This window comes from Photobacterium minamisatsumaniensis (assembly GCF_050336695.1).
GTDB classification, from domain to species: domain Bacteria; phylum Pseudomonadota; class Gammaproteobacteria; order Enterobacterales; family Vibrionaceae; genus Photobacterium; species Photobacterium minamisatsumaniensis.
In genome coordinates this window covers 25,251-43,343 of the sequence record NZ_JAKJSI010000032.1, presented here as the reverse complement: position 1 = coordinate 43,343, position 18,093 = coordinate 25,251, and the positions used below count along the sequence as shown (strand labels likewise).

The following is an 18,093-nucleotide window of genomic DNA, read 5'->3' as shown; positions in this document are numbered from 1 at the left end:
ATAGCGCTAGGATGGCTAAGCAGGACGTTTAAAGGATCACAGGATGTCTGACAGGGTGTCAGGATGCTCGCAAGGTGCGTAAGGATTGCCAGGGCGGCACTTACGGAAAAGATGGAATTGCAGACTAAGGATAGTGTGCTCACATGGATGGTGAACTCGTTACTGGTTAGTAACATGCGAATGGATTGCCGGCATGGGATTGTCGAGTTAACAAGGACACGTTCACGGACGGAAATAATTCATCAGGACGATGAAGAACAACAAGTTGGCACGGAAAGCAAAAATAACAAAAGGATATTGTCAGCCCAGGACGTTACAACTGGTTAAGGACAGACTAGACAGGTTTATGCCAGCAATGGCAACCCATAGAGCGACAAGTTTTTACTTGTCGCTTTTTTCTTATATCCAGCATCTAAATTCCCATAATCTTTATATTGAACGCGGCACTTTCCTTTTACAGCGACTGCTGCGAAAGTGCACACTTCTCCAGCAAATCTGCTATTATACCCGGCTTCATTAAGGCCGAGTCTGCTATTTGGCTTGATTCAGGGGTCGAAATACTATGTATCATTGTCCACTATGTCATTGTGAAGTGGCGGAAATCTTTCATCAAGATAAACGAAGAGAATATTTCCGTTGTGGGGAATGCGCATTAATTTTTGCTGATCCCAACGCACTATTGATGCCAATAGAAGAAAAAACGGTCTATGAACAGCATCAGAATAATCCAGCCGATGAAGGCTACCGCCGTTTTTTAAATCGCGTTGCGGCGCCATTAATGGCACATTTCGGCTCAACGCCGTTGCAAGGGCTGGATTTTGGTTGTGGCCCAGGCCCAACCTTATCGGTAATGTTCGAAGAGGCAGGTCACCAGATGGCCGTATATGATCCATACTTTGCTAATAACCCTGAGGTATTGGCAAGGCAGTATGACTTTGTCACTTGTACAGAAGCCATTGAACACTTTTATACGCCTGCAAAGGAGTGGGGGCTGCTACTGAGTATAATCAAACCTGGCGGCTGGCTAGGTGTGATGACGAAGCTAGCGACGAACGCCGATGCCTTTGGGCAGTGGTACTATAAAAACGATCCAACCCATGTAAGCTTTTTTAGCCGCGAGACGTTCCAATATTTGGCTCGTAGAGATAGCCTGGACGTCGAGTTTGTTGGGAATGATGTAATTTTGCTGAGGAAGACCCAGTAATGACCCGTAAGAAAAGAAGCCGTACTCCTGGATCTATCGGTCCAGAAGCCGTAGTAAACAAGAGCACATCACAACTTGATCTTGATGCTCAAAAACGTAAGAAAGATAAAAAGCGTAAAGGCTTGAAATCAGGCAGCCGTCACTCTGAAGTAAAATTGGAAGACGCTCGTTCTGCTGCTAAGCGTAAAGATCCACGCCATGGTAGCAAAAAGCCTGTGCCTTTGATTATTGAGCCTAAGAAGCCAATGACCAAGAAAGAGCGTCGCTTAACTGCAGAGCAAGAGCTAGCAATGCTAGAGAATGATGGTCAGTTAATGATCTTGCTCGACCGTATTGAAGCGGGTGAGAAGCTAGGTTCTGGTCTGCAGAAGCAAGTTGATACGAAACTCGATCGCATTGAACAGCTTATGAGCCAGCTCGGCCTGCTTGAAGAAGATGAGCCAGAGATCGAAGCGAAAGAACGCTCGAAGCCAGCATCTGATGACGATCTACTCGACAAGTTTGAAAACATGGGCTTTGACGATTTCGACAAGGAGTAACCCTTGCAGAATATGACGCTTTGGCTAGGGTTGGCCGGTAGCATTATTGCTGTCTTGGCGACCTATGCTGGTTACCTACTGTTTAAACTGCACCGCCAAAACCAGCGCCATAAGGCGTTTTTAGCGCGAGCAGAAAAGCAGCAGGCCGAGGGGATCAGGCAGCGTAATGCGAATATCATGGAAAGCGTGATGATCATTGCCGAGGCAGGCAAGCAAGATCAGTGTGACATGTCTGAACTTTCCATTCGTTTATATAAATTGATGGAAGTACTTCAGGGCGATAAGCACATTGACTTTGCCCTGCAATATCCGGCCATGCATGAACTTTACCAAGTGGTAAAAGAGATGCCACGTGGTGATGCACGTAAAACGCTGGAAAAGAAAGAGCGCATGAAGCTTGACCTTATTCGCATGAAAGCAGAAGCACGTCTGCAGGATACGATTAAAGCGGAATTAGAAGTTATCCTGGCTCAAAAAAATGCCATGGCTTCTTAATTAATATGCTAATCCCTTGCCTATACTGATGTTAGGCAAGGGAATTTCTGATCAGGTTAGCAGTTCGGCCATTCCTAATACGTAATTTATCTACATCTTTATCGAGTTATGGCAAACTCGGTGGTTCGCAATTCCCCCATATGAAAAGTGGAAATAAGTCATGTCAAATGAGCAGATTATTTGGGATCAGGCACTAATAGAAAAGTATAACTATTCTGGCCCTCGCTATACCTCATACCCAACCGCCCTTGAGTTTCACGAAGCCTTTACCTCGGCGGAATTTGATATGGCTTGTGCTCAATACCCTGAGCGTAAACTTTCTCTCTATGTCCATATCCCGTTTTGTCACAAGCTTTGTTATTACTGTGGGTGTAATAAAATCATTACTCGCCATCAGCATAAAGCCGATCAGTACTTGGATGCGCTAGAACAAGAGATCCGCCAGCGTGCCACCTTATTAGGTGATCGCGAGGTGAGTCAATTGCATTGGGGAGGCGGTACACCGACCTTTTTAACCAAACCACAAGTTAGTCGCTTGATGGACTTGCTACGAAGCCAGTTTAACTTTGCTGCTGACGCAGAGATCAGTATTGAAGTGGATCCGCGTGAAATTGAGCTGGATATGCTCGATCACCTACGTAGCGAAGGCTTTAACCGCCTGAGTATCGGTGTTCAAGATTTCAATAAAGAAGTACAAAAGCTGGTTAATCGCGAGCAAGATGAAGAATTCATTTTTGCGATGGCTAAGCGTGCCAATGAGTTGGGCTTCCGCTCGACCAATCTGGATTTAATTTATGGTCTGCCAAAACAGACTCAAGCGTTGTTTGCTGACACGCTAGACCAAGTGTTGGCTATGCGTCCAGGCCGTTTGTCGATTTTTAATTATGCGCACATGCCGAAGCTATTTGCTGCCCAGCGTAAAATCAATGAAGCCGATTTACCGCAAGCAAACGAAAAACTGGCTATTTTGCAAGATACCATTGCGACCTTGACGGGAGCGGGCTATCAGTTCATTGGTATGGATCACTTTGCACTGCCCGACGATGAATTGGCGGTTGCACAACGAAGTGGCGTATTGCACCGTAATTTCCAAGGCTATACCACGCAGGGTGATTGCGATTTATTAGGCCTAGGTGTGTCAGCTATTTCAATGATTGGCGATTGTTACGCGCAGAACCAAAAAGAGCTGAAACACTATTATGCCAATGTTGATGAAAAGCGTGAAGCATTGTGGCGTGGCGTCTCACTTGATAGCGATGACTTACTTCGCCGTGAAGTGATTAAGGCTTTAATTTGTAATTTCCAACTCGATAAAAAAGACATTGAACAGCGGTTTGATATCGATTTCGATAGCTATTTTGCAGAAGACATTGAGCTGCTACAGACCTTCATTAACGATGAGCTAGTGACGGTTGAGGAAAACAGCATTTATGTTGAGCTAAAAGGGCGTTTGTTGATCCGTAACATTTGCATGTGCTTTGATAAATACTTGCGTGACCGTGCCCGTCAGCAGCAGTTCTCTCGTGTGATTTAATGCCGTTATCTCTTTAGATAATTACGAATTGATTGATTTCAATAAAAAGCCCCCGCGACCTGAGTCGCGGGGGCTTTTTTATTCAATGGTCGATATTATCAACCGTTGAACATATTCACCGCGGCAATTAGCGCCAGAATACCTGCGGCAAAATGGCCTGGGCCATTGGCTGCAAGTTCACTGACGGCAGGCATTGCCACGCTGAATGAAAAGAGACTTTCCAGCATGGTGGGTTTCCGACTTGTTCTTGGTGTTTTGCGGTATGTCGCGTGTGCTTCGATAACCAAAGCCTATCGACGGGTTACGAATTTTTTCAGGTTAGACCTGATGTTGGCGGCATTTTACGCAAAAAAGGCCGAAATGGAATGTTTTTAGAGTAAAAAATATCCAGTCGGCCTTGTGGGCTTGGTAAGTGATTGATTATCGATTAGCGACTTTGGCTTTTAGTGCTAGCTTGTCACTGTCAGACAAGAATGCTAATTCAAGGCCATTGATTTGCGCTTGACGAATTTGCGCTTGGCTCAGGCCTGCTTTCGGTGCTGCTACCTCATACTCGTGGGGTAGTTCAATCCCTTCCACTGCCGGATCATCGGTGTTTAGGCAAGCAAGAATGCCATGGTCAAGGAATTGCTTAACCGGATGGGTGTCGAATGAGGCCACTGTACTGGTTTGGATATTAGATGTCAGGCATGACTCAATACCAATTTTATGCGCCGCTAGGTAGTCCATCAGCTTAGGATCATGGATTGCTTTAACACCGTGGCCGATACGTACTGCGCCTAAGTCACGGATAGCCTGCCACATACTTTCAGGGCCAGCAGCTTCACCGGCGTGGACTGTTACTTGTAATCCGGCATCGCGTACTTGCTTGAAGTGAGAGACAAACTGTTCGCCGGGCTGGCCGAGCTCATCACCCGCCAAATCCATCGCGACGAGATGATCTCTTTGACTAAGCAGCCCATCCAATTCTTGCTGGCAAGCATCGATACCGAAGGTGCGGCTTAAAATACCGATAAGGTTTGCCTGTACCCCAAAATCACGGCAACCAGCCTGTACCCCATCGACAACAGCCTCAACCACACCAGCAACTGGTAAGTTGTGTTTCATCGCCATGTAATAAGGTGAAAAGCGTAGCTCGGCGTAGTCGATTTGTGCGTTAAGCGCATCTTCGACGTTTTCATAAGCAACGCGGCGACAAGCATCGAGATCACCCAGTACGGCGACGCCCCAATCAAGCTTTGATAGAAAAGCGACAAGGCTCGGCTCGGCTTCAACAATCTGGACATGAGGACGCAGTGATTCAATGTCAGTGGCAGGCAGGGCCATGCCAAACTGCTGACCAAGCTCAAGAATGGTCTGAATGCGAATGTTACCGTCAAGGTGGCGGTGAAGATCGGTTAAGGGAAGTTGCTTAGTAATCATCGTTATCGGTATCCCATAAAAAACTGGTACGCCAGTATACGCAAGTAAAGATTTACAATCATTATAGATAGTTTGCGATATTGTCGATGGAGGAAGAAACTCTGTTTATGCTAACGGATCCTGTTGAGTTCTTCCTCCTACTGGGAATTACGCGATATTCAGTTCTTTGAGCTTACGGGTGAGGGTATTTCGTCCCCAGCCTAATAGCCTCGCGGCTTCTTGCTTATGGCCATGGGTATGCTCAAGCGCGGCTTCCAGCAAGATTTTTTCAAATTCCGGTAACGCTTCACCTAATAAATTTTGATGGCCTTGTTGCAAGTTTTCTTTCGCCCAACGCGATAACGTGTGATGCCAATGTTGAGCATCATCGCTCTCGCCCTGCGGCGATGGGGGAGCCATCAGCTCCGGAGGGAGATCGGCGGGGAGTACTTCATTACCACTCGCCATTACGGTTAGCCAGCGGCAAGTATTTTCAAGTTGGCGAACATTCCCCGGCCAGTCCAATGTACTGAGCACCGCTTCCGTCTCTGGGTGAAGCGTTTTTACTTCTACTGCCAGTTCGTCTGAAGCGCACTGTAAAAAGTGGCGAGTTAGTTGTGGGATGTCTTGGCGACGATCTTTGAGTGCGGGTAAATGCACGCGAATGACATTGAGGCGATGAAACAAGTCCTCCCTGAAATCCCCTTTACTGACCAAGCGTTCAAGATCTTGGTGGGTCGCTGCGATGATACGGACATCGACATTCACGGGGGAATGCCCACCTACTCGGTAGAATTGGCCATCCGCAAGTACCCTTAATAGCCGAGTCTGGATATCTAATGGCATATCACCGATTTCATCAAGAAACAGTGTGCCACCGTTTGCTTGTTCGAAGCGGCCTTGACGCACATTATTGGCACCAGTGAATGCCCCTTTCTCATGGCCAAAAAGTTCGGATTCAATCAAGTCTTTGGGGATCGCAGCCATATTCAGGGCGATAAACTCTTTGCTGCTGCGTGGGCTGTGGCGGTGAAGCGCATGGGCAACCAATTCTTTACCTGTGCCTGATTCACCATTGATGAGCACAGAGATAGATGAGCGTGACAGACGGCCAATTGCGCGGAATACTTCCTGCATTGCTGGCGCCTCACCAATGATTTCGGGCGCATTGGTTTCGGTTATCTCGGGCTGTTGCTGACGCTTTTGTTCTTGGCTATGGGTAACTGCACGTTCGACAAGATTGACTGCTTCGTCAATATCGAACGGTTTAGGCAGGTACTCAAAGGCACCTTCTTGATAGGCATTGACTGCCGCATCGAGATCAGAATGGGCCGTCATGATGATCACTGGGAGGGTCGGATAATCACTTTGTAGTGTTTTGAGCAGTGTCAGGCCATCCATGCCTGGCATACGAATGTCTGAAACCAGTACATCAGGTACGCTGCGTTCTAATGCCTCGATAACACTATCAGCATTGGCAAAGGTTTCACATTTTAGTCCGGCGGCATTAAGGGTACGCTCCAGTACCCAGCGAATTGAGCTGTCGTCATCGACGACCCAGATTAGTCCTTTGCTCATAGTGATTCCTCTTTATTTAGCCAGTGCCTATAGCAATGGATATTTTTCGTTATTTTATTGGTAGATATAAGCTGAACTTGGTATGTCCAGGCCAACTGACGACTTCTATTTTTCCGCGATGTTGGTCTACAAGGTTTTGGGCGATGGATAACCCTAGCCCCGTGCCGCCCTCTCGTCCGGTAACCATGGGGTAAAACAAGGTGTCTTGAATATCACGGGGGATCCCTGGGCCATCGTCAATGATGTCGATTTTTGCGATAACCCGATAACGCTTACCATGGATCAGTGTTTGATGCGCGGTACGGGTACGCAATGTGATGTTACCGCCCTGGTGCTGTTGAAGTGCCAACGAAGCATTACTCACAATATTCAGAATGGCTTGCTCAAGTTGGTCTGGGTCCATCAAGAAATCAGGTAGGCTAGGGTCATAATCGCGATGTAGCGTAATGTTGTCGCCACAATCAATGCTAACCAGTTGGCGCACCTTTTCTAATACGATGTGAATATTATCTTCTTGGCGAGCACCTGGGCGTTGTGGGCCGAGTAAGCGATCGACTAAGTTACGTAAACGATCGGCTTGCTCGATGATCATTTGAGTGTATTCGGTATAGCTTGGGTCGGGCAGTGTTTTTTCCAGCAGTTGCGCCGCACCTCTTAAGCCTCCCAAGGGGTTTTTAATCTCATGGGCTAAGCCTCGAACGAGTTCTTTAGCGGCTTGCTGTTGGGCGTGCTGGCTAAGCTCTTGGCTGATCCGCCGTTGTTGGTCGATAGGTTTGAGCTCAAGTAAAATCAATAATTCTTTCTGCCATGATACTGGGCTAGCGTTGAGCTCCAGCGTATGGTGGCGGCCATCAATAACAAAGGTAACATCACTATCAGCTAGGCCCTGACCACTGTGTAAGGTTGCTTGAACCAAGCCTAAATCGAGTGACGAGTGCTGAAGAAGTTCAGGAAAGTGGGTGTTGTTGAGCCGCCGCTTACTAAAAGACAGTAACTGCTCAGCCGCAGGATTGACGTAACGGATCGACAGCTCTTCATCGAGCAGCACAATCGCGGTTACTAGGTTATCCAAAATAAGTGGAGAAAATTCAGCCGTCACAATAACTATCCTTGTCAGTTCAATTCATTTTGGTGCATTGAACAGGGTGTGCACCATATTGGTGCAATCAAGTGTAGCCTGTCTACTGTGTGCCGTGAAAGGAAATCTTTTGCTATGCCAGTTATTTGGGCATTGGCGCAGGTGCTTTCTGATGCTTAACCGTTGCACGGTGTAGGAAGACAGTTACTGTTTCTGATGATGCAATAACCTTGCCGTATTTTAGCAATTGGCTTTGTAGGGTGTGACTGCCCCTATCGAGATTAGAGAGTTGCCACTGCTGTTGAGTTTGAGGTTTGCCATAGGGTTTGCCGTCGAGCAGAAGTTGTATGGTATGGCCTTGATTTAATTTACGGCTGGCATGGGCACGAACACTGATCTTTCCTTCATTGTTTCGCAGGGTTTGCTGGTGGGTTGGGGTGAGCAGTTTTATGGTGGCTGCAGGTAACGCGGGTTCGGGGCTATCCGTTGTGGTTTCTTGATCGAGTGTGGGCAGGGGCATTTGGGGGGGCGGTGTTTGGACTTTGGGGACTTTCAGGATGAGCTCTGTTGCACCCGTTTGGGGTTGGTCGCTGAAATGGATTTTACCGTCTTCATCTTCCCATGTGTAAATCGGTTCAGCCTGGACGGTGAAAGAGGCTGTCCAAACAGTGACGAGAGAGAGTAAATAAAGGCATTTCATAAGTTCGGTTCTGAATGAGGGGAAGACAGAACACCATTGTTTGCTGCCTGTAAATAAGCCGCAATATGAAAAAGGCCAGCTTGTGAAGCTGGCCTAAGTATGTAATGTCGATTACTTATCAGTTACTTAAACTGAGTAGTACAGTTCGAACTCTAGTGGGTGCGTCGTCATGTTTACTTTCGCAACATCCTGAGATTTCAGGTCGATATAAGAATCGATGAAGTCATCAGAGAATACACCGCCAGATGTTAGGAACTCACGATCTTCGTCAAGAGACTGTAGTGCGCCCTGTAGTGATTCAGCAACAGTTGGGATTTCTGCCGCCTCTTCCGCTGGAAGGTCGTACAAGTCTTTATCCATTGCTTCACCTGGGTGAATCTTGTTCTGGATACCGTCAAGGCCAGCCATTAGCATTGCTGCGAATGCTAGGTATGGGTTAGCCGCTGGATCACCGAAGCGTACTTCGATACGACGTGCTTTCGGGCTTGGTACTACAGGAATACGGATAGACGCTGAACGGTTACGTGCAGAGTAAGCCAGCATTACTGGTGCTTCGAAACCAGGGACTAGACGCTTGTAAGAGTTTGTCGCTGGGTTAGCAAAGGCGTTGATTGCACGTGCGTGCTTGATGATACCGCCGATGTAGTAAAGCGCCATTTCAGATAGGCCGCCGTACTTGTCGCCTGCAAAGAGGTTTTGACCGTCTTTTGCTAGAGACATGTGAACGTGCATACCTGAGCCATTGTCACCGACAAGCGGTTTAGGCATAAAGGTTGCTGTTTTACCAAATGCATGCGCAACGTTGTGAACAACGTACTTATAGATTTGGATTTCATCTGCTTTGGTGGTTAGCGTGTTGAAGCGGGTCGCGATTTCATTCTGACCAGCTGTTGCAACTTCGTGGTGGTGTGCTTCAACCACTAGGCCCATTTCTTCCATGATTAGACACATAGCAGAACGGATGTCTTGTGATGAATCAACAGGAGCGACTGGGAAGTAACCACCCTTCACTCCAGGACGGTGACCTTTGTTACCGCCTTCAAAATCAGAACCAGTGTTCCAAGCCGCTTCTACGTCATCAATCTTGAAGAAAGAACCTGACATATCCGTGTTGAATTTTACATCATCAAACAGGAAGAACTCTGGCTCAGGACCGACTAGTACTGAATCAGCAAGGCCTGTTGCACGCATGAAATCTTCAGCACGCTTAGCAATTGAACGAGGGTCGCGATCGTAGCCTTGCATAGTTGCAGGCTCTAAAATGTCACAACGAATGTTTAAGGTTGAATCTTCAGTAAACGGGTCAAGTACCGCGCTTGCTGCATCAGGCATCATTACCATGTCAGATTCGTTGATACCTTTCCAGCCAGCAACCGAAGAGCCATCGAACATTTTGCCTTCTTCAAAGAAGTCTGCATCGATTTGATGGGATGGGATAGAAATGTGCTGCTCTTTACCTTTTGTGTCGGTAAAGCGTAGGTCAACAAACTTAACTTCATTTTCCTGGATCAGCGCTAGTACGTTATCTACTGACATCTTGAGTAACCTCCGGTGTTATTTTGGGCAACTGGCCGCAAAAAAGTGATTGGCGAGCAGGCGTAATGCTCTATAACAAACTACTTTGCTAAAACCGTGCCAACTTTTTAAAGCCCCAAAATCGCGCATTGGTAGCGATTTAAGCGCCGTGAATTCCATTTTTTGCACCATCTTGGTGACTCTTTGCACTATTTTAGTGCGGTGGGTGTGTTTTCACCCTTGTGGTGCATGCCCTACTATTAGCTGATGTCGTCTTATTGTCAATCTGGTGTCGAGATTATTCATTTACTATTAAATCAGTTGTTTTCACTGAATTTGCTAAATGTAGTGTAAAATAGGGCTCAAGGCGCATAAAAACAGGCCCTCGAAGAGTGAATTTACCCAGTTATATAGGGCTTTACAGGCTTAATAAAAAAAGCTGGTGATATAAATCACATATTTCGTGGGTTTTAGAGTAAAATCTGTTAGATTATGAGCCGTTTTTTTAACCAAGTAGCTACCCGATGGTCGCTGCATGTTCTGAGTGAATGTGAAATCCATGTCTAATCAACAGATCGATAAATTAAGAAATATCGCAATTATTGCTCACGTTGACCACGGTAAAACTACCCTGGTTGACAAACTGCTTCAGCAGTCTGGCACGCTAGAATCTCGCGGTGAAAGCGAAGAGCGTGTAATGGACTCGAACGATATCGAGAAAGAGCGTGGCATTACCATTCTTGCTAAGAACACAGCGATTAACTGGAATGATTACCGCATCAACATCGTAGATACCCCAGGACACGCCGATTTCGGTGGTGAAGTTGAGCGTATCATGTCAATGGTTGACTCTGTTCTTCTTATCGTTGATGCCGTTGATGGTCCTATGCCACAAACGCGTTTCGTAACGCAGAAAGCATTCGCATACGGTCTTAAGCCAATCGTAGTAATCAACAAAATCGACCGTCCAGGTGCACGTCCTGAGTGGGTTATGGATCAAGTATTCGACCTATTTGACAACCTTGGCGCGACTGACGAACAACTAGACTTCACTACTGTTTATGCTTCAGCACTTAACGGCTGGGCAACAATGGAAGAAGACTCAGTTGGCGAAGATATGGAACCATTGTTCCAAGCTGTTGTTGACACTGTAGACGCACCAAACGTTGACGTTGATGGTTCACTGCAGATGCAAGTTTCTCAGCTAGACTACAGTTCTTACGTTGGTGTTATCGGTGTTGCTCGTATCACTCGTGGTACCGTTAAACCTAACCAGCAAGTAACTATCGTTAATGCTGCAGGTGAGAAGCGTAATGGCAAAGTAGGTACCGTTCTAGGTTACCTTGGCCTTGAGCGTCACGAAGTAGAAGAAGCGAAAGCGGGCGATATCATCGCTATCACTGGTCTTGGTGAGCTAAAAATCTCTGATACTATCTGTGATGTTAACGCTGTAGAGGCGCTTCCTGCTCTATCTGTTGATGAACCAACAGTAACCATGACTTTCCAAGTAAACACTTCTCCGTTCGCGGGTAAAGAAGGTAAGTTCGTTACTTCACGTAATATCCTTGAGCGTCTGCAAAAAGAGTTAGTTCATAACGTTGCATTACGTGTTGAAGAAACTGAAAGCCCAGATCGTTTCCGTGTTTCTGGTCGTGGTGAACTTCACCTATCTATCCTGATCGAAAACATGCGTCGTGAAGGTTTCGAGCTAGCAGTATCACGTCCAGAAGTTATCATCAGAGAAGAAGATGGTCAGCTAATGGAACCGTTTGAATTGGTAACTATCGATGTGCTTGAAGAGCACCAAGGTAGCATCATGGAAAACATTGGTATCCGTAAAGGTGAGCTGAAAGATATGGCACCAGATGGTAAAGGCCGTGTTCGCATGGACTTTATTATGCCTTCTCGTGGTCTTATCGGTTTCCAAACTGAATTCCTTACAATGACGTCTGGTTCTGGTCTTATTTACCACTCATACGATCACTACGGCCCACACAAAGGCGGTGTAATTGGTCAGCGTAACAATGGTGTTTTAATTTCGAACGCGACTGGTAAAGCACTGACTTACGCATTGTTCTTCCTTCAAGCTCGTGGTCGTCTATTCGCTGAGCACGCGGATGAAGTGTATGAAGGCCAAATCATCGGTATTCATAACCGTGCTAACGATCTAACTGTAAACTGTCTGAAAGGTAAGCAACTAACTAACGTTCGTGCTTCTGGTACAGATGAAGCACAAGTTCTTTCGCCACCAATCAAGCACACGCTTGAGCAAGCGTTAGAATTCATCGATGAAGATGAGCTAGTTGAAGTTACACCAGTAAGTGTTCGTATCCGTAAGAAACTTCTTACAGAAAACGACCGTAAGCGTGCAAGCCGTACAGCAAAATAATTGCTAGCTGATTGCCGTTAACCAATCCCCCCATCGGTGCTACCATGGGGGGATTGTTGTATCTGAACCCTACAAAAAACATTATAAGAAATAAAATTATGCAACCGATAATCATTACGGGTGGGCCGGGGGCGGGGAAAACCTCGCTACTGAATATGCTGACCCAACGTGGGTATATGGCGTTCCCAGAAGTGTCACGGACCTTAATTCGCCAGCAAGCGGCAATTGACGGCGTATTACCGTGGACAGACTTACCGCGCTTTGCGGCTATGTGTTTAGATATGATGGCTGAACAACGTGAACAAGCTTTACGGGGTACGATGCCTGCTTTTGTTGATCGTGCCATTGGTGATATTTGTGCCTATCTGACACTGGGTGGTGAAGACGTAGATCCACTGTATGTAGAGGCCGCTCAAGGTTATTACCCATTGGTGTTTTTCTGTGAGCCGCATGAAGATATTTATGTGCAAGATGACGAACGGCCACATACATTCAAAGAAGCACAAGCTATCCATCAACAGTTAAAGCACACGTATATTGAGTTAGGGTACGAAGTGGTTGAAGTGCCATGGGGTGAGATAGATGTACGGGCCAGCTGGGTGCTGACCCGATTGAAACAGGGTGGGGCAGTCTAAGCTTTTTTCAGCTGTGCGATAAAACGCTCAGATTCCGTAATGGCTGCTTGCATATCGTTAATCGCTCGCTGAATATCTTGTTGCAGCGAGTTAAATTCACCTTGTAACGAGCCAATAGCCGCCGCATTAAGGTTATGCTTTAGGTATAAAGTATTGTCACGTAATGTATCGAGTACGGGTGTCATCTTTTGCTCGGCGCGATGCATTGCATCAAGCATGCGCTGGTAGGAAGCCTGAGTGCTTTTGAGTTTCTTTTCACTATCGCGGCGCAGGGTTGCGCTGCTGTACAGTGAGAGTTCATCTTGCCACTCTTTGAATAAAGCGTCGGCAACATCTTCAATGGCACCAATGCGTTCGGTGACTTTTTCTGCAGCGTCGTTGCTGGCTTCATATTGGTCATTGATGTCGTTGTAAACGGTCTCAAGTTCACCACCATCAAATTGATTCAGAGCCTTGAGTGCATCCAGTGCGCTGGTGAATTGCTGCTGAGCATCTTGTTGTGCCTCGTTAGCGTCTTCAACCCGATCGACCATGATGTCACGTTTATGCACGCCTACTTGCTCCATCGCTGAATAATAGGCGCTCTGACAGCCTGTAAGGGTGGTGAGGCTAAGTAAAATGGCAAACAAGTAGGGCATAATATTCTCCAAATCTGTCCTAAAATTATGATATAGAAAAGCAAATTATTACATGACTATGGATGACAAAAAGACAGCTGGCAAGCCTCAATGGTGGCAGGGAATGAAAACCGTAATAGCCTATATCTGTTACCTCCAACAGAGGGCGAATCATGATCGCTTGACGGTAACTGCGGGGTCGATGGCCTATGTGACGCTGTTGTCGTTGGTACCGTTGATCACTGTTGTGCTATCAGCCCTGTCAGCTTTTCCTGTTTTTGCTGGGCTTGGCGAGTTATTGCAAAACTTTGTGATTGAAAATTTTGTGCCAGCCGCGGGTGAAATTGTTAAGCAGTACTTGAATGAGTTTGTAGCGAATGCTGGTAAAATGACCGCCGTCGGCATTGGGGCGTTGTTTGTTGTCGCGATGATGCTGATTTCATCAATAGATAAATCATTGAACTATATTTGGCGAGTACATGAAAAACGCCGCCCCGTTATTTCTTTTTCGATCTACTGGATGGTATTGACACTCGGCCCTATTTTGGTTGGCTCGAGCATTGCTGTTAGCTCCTATTTGGGATCACTTAATTTGCTCAATAGCGAAGCGGTTAACGGTGTGTTTCAGCAGATGCTACGTGGTTTGCCCGTGATTATGTCGAGCTGTGCTTTTTTAGGCCTGTATTTACTTGTACCGAATACCAAAGTGCGCTTTCAACACGCACTGGTTGGCGCTTTGGTTGCCAGCCTACTGTTTGAGCTGAGTAAAAAAGGCTTTGCGCTATACATAACAAACTTTCCGTCTTATCAAGTCATTTACGGTGCTTTGGCTGTGATCCCGATTATTTTTGTTTGGGTATACCTATGCTGGTGTATTGTATTGATCGGGGCTGAAATTACCGCCAGTCTGGGGGAACGAGATCATTGGCACCCTGATCGCAAGCCGTATCAAGCGAATGTTTTGACAGAAAATGAAATTGAAGAACAACAAATTAAAGGTAATAAGAAAGAATGATTGCGCTTATTCAACGGGTCAGTGAAGCCAGTGTTACGGTTGACGGCCAAGTAACGGGAACGATAGGAAAAGGCTTATTGGTACTGCTTGGTGTCGAAAAAGGCGATGATGAAGCCAAAGCGCAACGTCTACGTGATAAGGTGCTTGGCTATCGAGTGTTTGAAGACAATGACGGTAAGATGAACCTGAATGTTCAGCAAGCTGGTGGCAGTGTGTTAGTTGTATCCCAGTTCACGTTAGCGGCTGATACTAAAAAGGGGATGCGGCCTGGTTTTTCATCAGGAGCCACTCCCGATGATGCAGAGCGCTTATATGAGTATTTTGTGTCTTGTTGCAAAGAGAAAGACATTCAAACCGAAACCGGTATTTTTGCCGCCGATATGAAAGTCGCATTATTGAATGATGGCCCAGTGACTTTTTGGTTGCAGGTATAATTAATTTCTTCGGGCAAATAGCTCAAAGATAGTTGGAGAAGGATTTCATGTTTCGACTGATCACCCCGCAAACGGAAGATGAGCTAGGCCGTTATTATGATTTTCGTTGGCGGATGCTACGTGAGCCTTGGCATATGCCTGCCGGTTCTGAGCGTGATGCTTATGATGATATGAGTAGCCACCGGATGATCATTAATGATAATGGTGAGACGATTGCCATTGGGCGGCTGTATATGACGCCCGATAATGACGGGCAAATTCGCTATATGGCGGTGCATCCGAATCACCGTCATCAAGGTATGGGAGCGTTAGTGTTAATGGCACTGGAGTCATTAGCACGGCAAGATGGTGCAAAGCGGTTAGTGTGTAATGCCCGTGAAGACGCCATTCCTTTTTATTTACGTAGCGGCTTTGCTAGCCAAGGTGAGCTGAGTGAAGAAAAAGGCCCAGTTCGCCATCAGCAGATGCTCAAACATTTAGATCCTCTCCATGAAGTGGTACGCCATCCTGATTGGTGTCAGGAGCTACAGGATTTATGGCAGTCACAAATCCCTATTAGTGACAAAATGGGCGTTAAAATCAGCCAGTACACGGGTTATCGCTTTGAAGTCAGTGCCTTGATCAATGCCAACCTTAACCCGAATGAAAGCATGTTTGCTGGTAGTATTTTTACCATGGCAACACTGGCGGGGTGGGGGTTTGTCTGGATTTTGCTAAAAGAGCGTAAGTTGCCAGCTGATATTATGCTCGTCGACAGCCATATCCGATACCTTTCTCCAGTGAAAGAGCGGCCACGTGCCGTTGTTACGGTCGAAAATCTTCGGGGTGATATTGCTCGTTTAGCCAGTGGCCGAAAAGGGCGAGTTGAAGTTGAAGTCAATGTGTATAGCGGTGAGCAACTCGCTTCCCGCTTTACGGGAACCTATATGCTGTTTCCGTCACAAGATGAATGTGACACGGTTTGTTGATTATTGCCCTGCCATACTTTTGATAGCGCTTGGCACCCTAGCCAAGCCTTTAATTTTAGCTGCTGATCTTCGGAGGTAGCTAAATCCCATTTACCGTCCAATTGTGCCGAGATTTCTGCTCCCTTCATTTTGGTGGGAGAAAGCTGAATACGTCCGCGATCAATATTTAAGGCTAACGGTGTGATAGTCAGTGGGGCGTCTTTTGCGGCCTGTGTACTGTTGGTTTCTAGGGTGTCGAGAAGTGGTTGGTGAGTTCCTACCCAGAATTGCCACAGTGCTGAAGCTGGGGTCGTTAATTCAATATCCCTAAAGCTGCCGTCGAGCCTACCATCAAGGCTATAGGCAAGCGCTGTCGTAGACTGACCCAGCCCATTAAAATTTGCGGTAATATCTAATTTTCCTTTGAGGGGAAAAGCGATACCGAACCATTGGCTAATAATCTCTGCGGGTAGGCTATCGCCATCAATATCAAGAGACCATGGCTGCCCACCTGTATTTCTTTCCCAGCGCCCAGAGGCTTCCATAATTCCGTCTTGAAATGGAATTATGGCTCGAGTCATTTGCCATTGCCCTTGAGCTGCACTCATTTCAACGAGGGGTTCAACCATACTAACGGTATTGAGGCTGGCAACGCTGGCACTTGTTGTGAGCTCTCCTTGCCATAACCCCCACTGACTCTCACGCATTAGGATTAAATCATGGCCTTTGAGGTTGAGTCCTGACACTTGCCATGGCGTGTTATCGTCGACAGCTATGAGCTGGAGGTAGCCGATATCAAGGTTACTGAGGCTGAGTGTTTTTACGGGGTTGAATAGAACGGCAAGTGATTGTTGCCAATTTTCAGGCAATAGCCATTTGATGCCATTGGCGGTGAGGCTATCTAACAGGATTGCTTCTGGGGTGACAGTACCCGATGTTCGCAGATAGCCTTCCAATAACGCGAGCGATGCGCCCTGTACCGTGATTTGCTGTGGTTCAAAGTACAACTCCGCCAGAGGTTCAATAAAGGCGGTTTCATGCCAATTACCGTCTGTGGCATTGAATGATAAATGCGCCTTTTGTTGTTGCCAGAATGTTAGAGGCCAGTGCCAGTTTTGCAGCGATAGGTTGGCATGGTTGAGTGTGAATGCTGGTAGCTCAACACTGCTATCGAGCACATCAAGTCTCGCGATAGTGATCTGGATACCGGATTGTATCAGGCTCTCCAATGCAGCTTGAAGTGAGTCTGGTATAGCTGAATTCTGCAACTGTAGATCGGAGAGGGTTAATTGCTGAAGGAGCAGTTGTTGTGTTTCAGTGTGGTACTCCAGTTGGCCGCTGAGATCGGCCTGTTGCCATGTCATCGAAAAGCCGTTCAACATCCATAGCTGATTTTGTTGATGACCATCTAGCAATACATTGTCGACGTTAAAAGAGCGCCATTGTGCAGTATTGGCTGAAAGTTGAAAATCGCCGCTAAATTGTTGCCAGAAGGGCTGGTGTGATAAGGGATCGTAGTGCCAGTTATCGATTTGTAGCTCACCATCGGTCACGCGCAGTTCATCCTGCTGTAAGTCTATTCCTGTTAATGCGAGTCGGTGGACTTTGATTGCTGGTAAGCGGGTTAGTTGCTGGTTGAGTTTTATTGGGCCAGGACTTTCTATAAGTAGTGAATCAAAAACCCAGCCATTGCCGAGTAATGAGTCAGGGCTAAGCCAGAGAGACAGCTGTTTCGCTTGCAGAGGAGGCAGCCCTTTGCGTTGCAGGCTCGGCTGTTGCAGGTGAAGTTGCCAAGGGGTAGATAGGTGGTAATCAATGGCGGTGGCGCTCACTTGGCTCTGCGAGAAGAGGTTGAGCGCTGCTAGGCCCACGGTCGTCGCATAGCGGGTGTGCAGGAGTGTGGCGAAAATTGTCACGCCTAGAAATAACAAAACCATCAGCGTTGCGATCATTTTCCCGAGTAGGCGCATACATTCTCCCTGAATTGACCATGGCTAGATTGCTATTAGGGC

At 46.8% G+C, this 18,093-nt stretch carries 17 protein-coding genes; 9 read left to right on the top strand and 8 right to left on the bottom strand.

The window, feature by feature from the left end:
• The first annotated feature begins 562 nt into the window (after positions 1-562).
• From L4D78_RS17535 to hemN, 4 genes are all read left to right on the top strand, one after another.
• A complete protein-coding gene (locus L4D78_RS17535) occupies positions 563-1,204 on the top strand; it encodes a class I SAM-dependent methyltransferase (protein WP_428468140.1) in 642 nt (213 codons plus the stop codon).
• Complete coding sequence (gene yihI, locus L4D78_RS17530; RefSeq protein ID WP_428468139.1) at positions 1,204-1,743, top strand: Der GTPase-activating protein YihI; 540 nt, start codon at positions 1,204-1,206, stop codon at positions 1,741-1,743. The genes L4D78_RS17535 and yihI overlap by 1 nt, the downstream gene beginning before the upstream one ends.
• A 3-nt stretch (positions 1,744-1,746) precedes the next feature.
• A complete protein-coding gene (locus tag L4D78_RS17525; RefSeq protein ID WP_428457755.1) occupies positions 1,747-2,238 on the top strand; it encodes a DUF2489 domain-containing protein in 492 nt (163 codons plus the stop codon).
• A gap of 160 nt (positions 2,239-2,398) precedes the next feature.
• On the top strand, positions 2,399-3,772 hold the full coding sequence (gene hemN / locus L4D78_RS17520) for an oxygen-independent coproporphyrinogen III oxidase (protein ID WP_428468138.1): 1,374 nt from the start codon (positions 2,399-2,401) through the stop codon (positions 3,770-3,772).
• A gap of 98 nt (positions 3,773-3,870) precedes the next feature.
• Here the strand turns inward: hemN and L4D78_RS17515 are convergent, their stop codons facing one another.
• The 6 genes from L4D78_RS17515 to glnA all read right to left on the bottom strand — a co-directional run bounded on the left by L4D78_RS17515 (position 3,871) and on the right by glnA (position 10,065).
• Positions 3,871-3,999, bottom strand: coding sequence for a hypothetical protein (locus L4D78_RS17515; protein WP_276203177.1), 129 nt, complete (start codon positions 3,997-3,999; stop codon positions 3,871-3,873).
• A 193-nt stretch (positions 4,000-4,192) separates the two neighbouring features.
• Positions 4,193-5,194 carry an adenosine deaminase gene (gene add / locus L4D78_RS17510; protein ID WP_428468137.1) on the bottom strand — a complete coding sequence of 334 codons (1,002 nt, stop codon included), beginning with the start codon at positions 5,192-5,194 and terminating at the stop codon, positions 4,193-4,195.
• 147 nt (positions 5,195-5,341) lie between these two features.
• A complete protein-coding gene (gene glnG / locus L4D78_RS17505) occupies positions 5,342-6,751 on the bottom strand; it encodes a nitrogen regulation protein NR(I) (protein ID WP_428468136.1) in 1,410 nt (469 codons plus the stop codon).
• Positions 6,752-6,800: 49 nt separating this feature from the next.
• On the bottom strand, positions 6,801-7,850 hold the full coding sequence (glnL, locus tag L4D78_RS17500) for a nitrogen regulation protein NR(II) (RefSeq protein WP_428468135.1): 1,050 nt from the start codon (positions 7,848-7,850) through the stop codon (positions 6,801-6,803).
• Between the two features lie 121 nt (positions 7,851-7,971).
• Positions 7,972-8,529: a DUF4124 domain-containing protein gene (locus tag L4D78_RS17495; protein ID WP_428468134.1), complete on the bottom strand. Its 558-nt coding sequence runs from the start codon at positions 8,527-8,529 to the stop codon at positions 7,972-7,974.
• A gap of 126 nt (positions 8,530-8,655) precedes the next feature.
• Positions 8,656-10,065, bottom strand: coding sequence for a glutamate--ammonia ligase (glnA, locus tag L4D78_RS17490; RefSeq protein ID WP_428468133.1), 1,410 nt, complete (start codon positions 10,063-10,065; stop codon positions 8,656-8,658).
• 538 nt (positions 10,066-10,603) lie between these two features.
• On the opposite strand from glnA, the gene typA reads away from it, so the two are divergent.
• Both typA and L4D78_RS17480 read left to right on the top strand, forming a co-directional pair.
• Entirely contained in the window at positions 10,604-12,433 is a 1,830-nt protein-coding gene (gene typA, locus L4D78_RS17485) for a translational GTPase TypA (protein WP_428468132.1), read from the top strand.
• Positions 12,434-12,531: 98 nt separating this feature from the next.
• On the top strand, positions 12,532-13,068 hold the full coding sequence (locus L4D78_RS17480; protein WP_428468131.1) for an AAA family ATPase: 537 nt from the start codon (positions 12,532-12,534) through the stop codon (positions 13,066-13,068).
• On the opposite strand, the gene L4D78_RS17475 is transcribed toward L4D78_RS17480, so the two are convergent.
• Positions 13,065-13,706: a DUF2959 domain-containing protein gene (locus tag L4D78_RS17475; protein WP_428468130.1), complete on the bottom strand. Its 642-nt coding sequence runs from the start codon at positions 13,704-13,706 to the stop codon at positions 13,065-13,067. The genes L4D78_RS17480 and L4D78_RS17475 overlap by 4 nt on opposite strands.
• A 103-nt stretch (positions 13,707-13,809) precedes the next feature.
• On the opposite strand from L4D78_RS17475, the gene L4D78_RS17470 reads away from it, so the two are divergent.
• Genes L4D78_RS17470 through L4D78_RS17460 form a run of 3 tightly spaced genes read left to right on the top strand, consistent with a single transcriptional unit; the run spans position 13,810 to position 16,102 of the window.
• Positions 13,810-14,700 carry a virulence factor BrkB family protein gene (locus L4D78_RS17470; RefSeq protein ID WP_428468129.1) on the top strand — a complete coding sequence of 297 codons (891 nt, stop codon included), beginning with the start codon at positions 13,810-13,812 and terminating at the stop codon, positions 14,698-14,700.
• A complete protein-coding gene (gene dtd, locus L4D78_RS17465; RefSeq protein WP_428468128.1) occupies positions 14,697-15,134 on the top strand; it encodes a D-aminoacyl-tRNA deacylase in 438 nt (145 codons plus the stop codon). The genes L4D78_RS17470 and dtd overlap by 4 nt, the downstream gene beginning before the upstream one ends.
• 47 nt (positions 15,135-15,181) lie before the next feature.
• Complete coding sequence (locus tag L4D78_RS17460; protein ID WP_428468127.1) at positions 15,182-16,102, top strand: bifunctional GNAT family N-acetyltransferase/hotdog fold thioesterase; 921 nt, start codon at positions 15,182-15,184, stop codon at positions 16,100-16,102.
• On the opposite strand, the gene L4D78_RS17455 is transcribed toward L4D78_RS17460, so the two are convergent.
• The gene (locus L4D78_RS17455; protein WP_428468126.1) at positions 16,057-18,051 is read right to left on the bottom strand and encodes an AsmA family protein; all 1,995 of its coding nucleotides are present in this window, start codon (positions 18,049-18,051) and stop codon (positions 16,057-16,059) included. The genes L4D78_RS17460 and L4D78_RS17455 overlap by 46 nt on opposite strands.
• Between the last annotated feature and the right edge of the window lie 42 nt (positions 18,052-18,093).

Bases quoted from the DNA above. Each gene is read 5' to 3' on its own strand.
- L4D78_RS17535 (WP_428468140.1), top strand. From the start codon at position 563: ATGTATCATTGTCCACTATGTCATTGTGAAGTGGCGGAAATCTTTCAT.
- yihI (WP_428468139.1), top strand. From the start codon at position 1,204: ATGACCCGTAAGAAAAGAAGCCGTACTCCTGGATCTATCGGTCCAGAA.
- hemN (WP_428468138.1), top strand. From the start codon at position 2,399: ATGTCAAATGAGCAGATTATTTGGGATCAGGCACTAATAGAAAAGTAT.
- L4D78_RS17515 (WP_276203177.1), bottom strand. From the start codon at position 3,999: ATGCTGGAAAGTCTCTTTTCATTCAGCGTGGCAATGCCTGCCGTCAGT.
- add (WP_428468137.1), bottom strand. From the start codon at position 5,194: ATGATTACTAAGCAACTTCCCTTAACCGATCTTCACCGCCACCTTGAC.
- glnG (WP_428468136.1), bottom strand. From the start codon at position 6,751: ATGAGCAAAGGACTAATCTGGGTCGTCGATGACGACAGCTCAATTCGC.
- L4D78_RS17495 (WP_428468134.1), bottom strand. From the start codon at position 8,529: ATGAAATGCCTTTATTTACTCTCTCTCGTCACTGTTTGGACAGCCTCT.
- glnA (WP_428468133.1), bottom strand. From the start codon at position 10,065: ATGTCAGTAGATAACGTACTAGCGCTGATCCAGGAAAATGAAGTTAAG.
- typA (WP_428468132.1), top strand. From the start codon at position 10,604: ATGTCTAATCAACAGATCGATAAATTAAGAAATATCGCAATTATTGCT.
- L4D78_RS17480 (WP_428468131.1), top strand. From the start codon at position 12,532: ATGCAACCGATAATCATTACGGGTGGGCCGGGGGCGGGGAAAACCTCG.
- L4D78_RS17475 (WP_428468130.1), bottom strand. From the start codon at position 13,706: ATGCCCTACTTGTTTGCCATTTTACTTAGCCTCACCACCCTTACAGGC.
- L4D78_RS17470 (WP_428468129.1), top strand. From the start codon at position 13,810: ATGAAAACCGTAATAGCCTATATCTGTTACCTCCAACAGAGGGCGAAT.
- dtd (WP_428468128.1), top strand. From the start codon at position 14,697: ATGATTGCGCTTATTCAACGGGTCAGTGAAGCCAGTGTTACGGTTGAC.
- L4D78_RS17460 (WP_428468127.1), top strand. From the start codon at position 15,182: ATGTTTCGACTGATCACCCCGCAAACGGAAGATGAGCTAGGCCGTTAT.
- L4D78_RS17455 (WP_428468126.1), bottom strand. From the start codon at position 18,051: ATGCGCCTACTCGGGAAAATGATCGCAACGCTGATGGTTTTGTTATTT.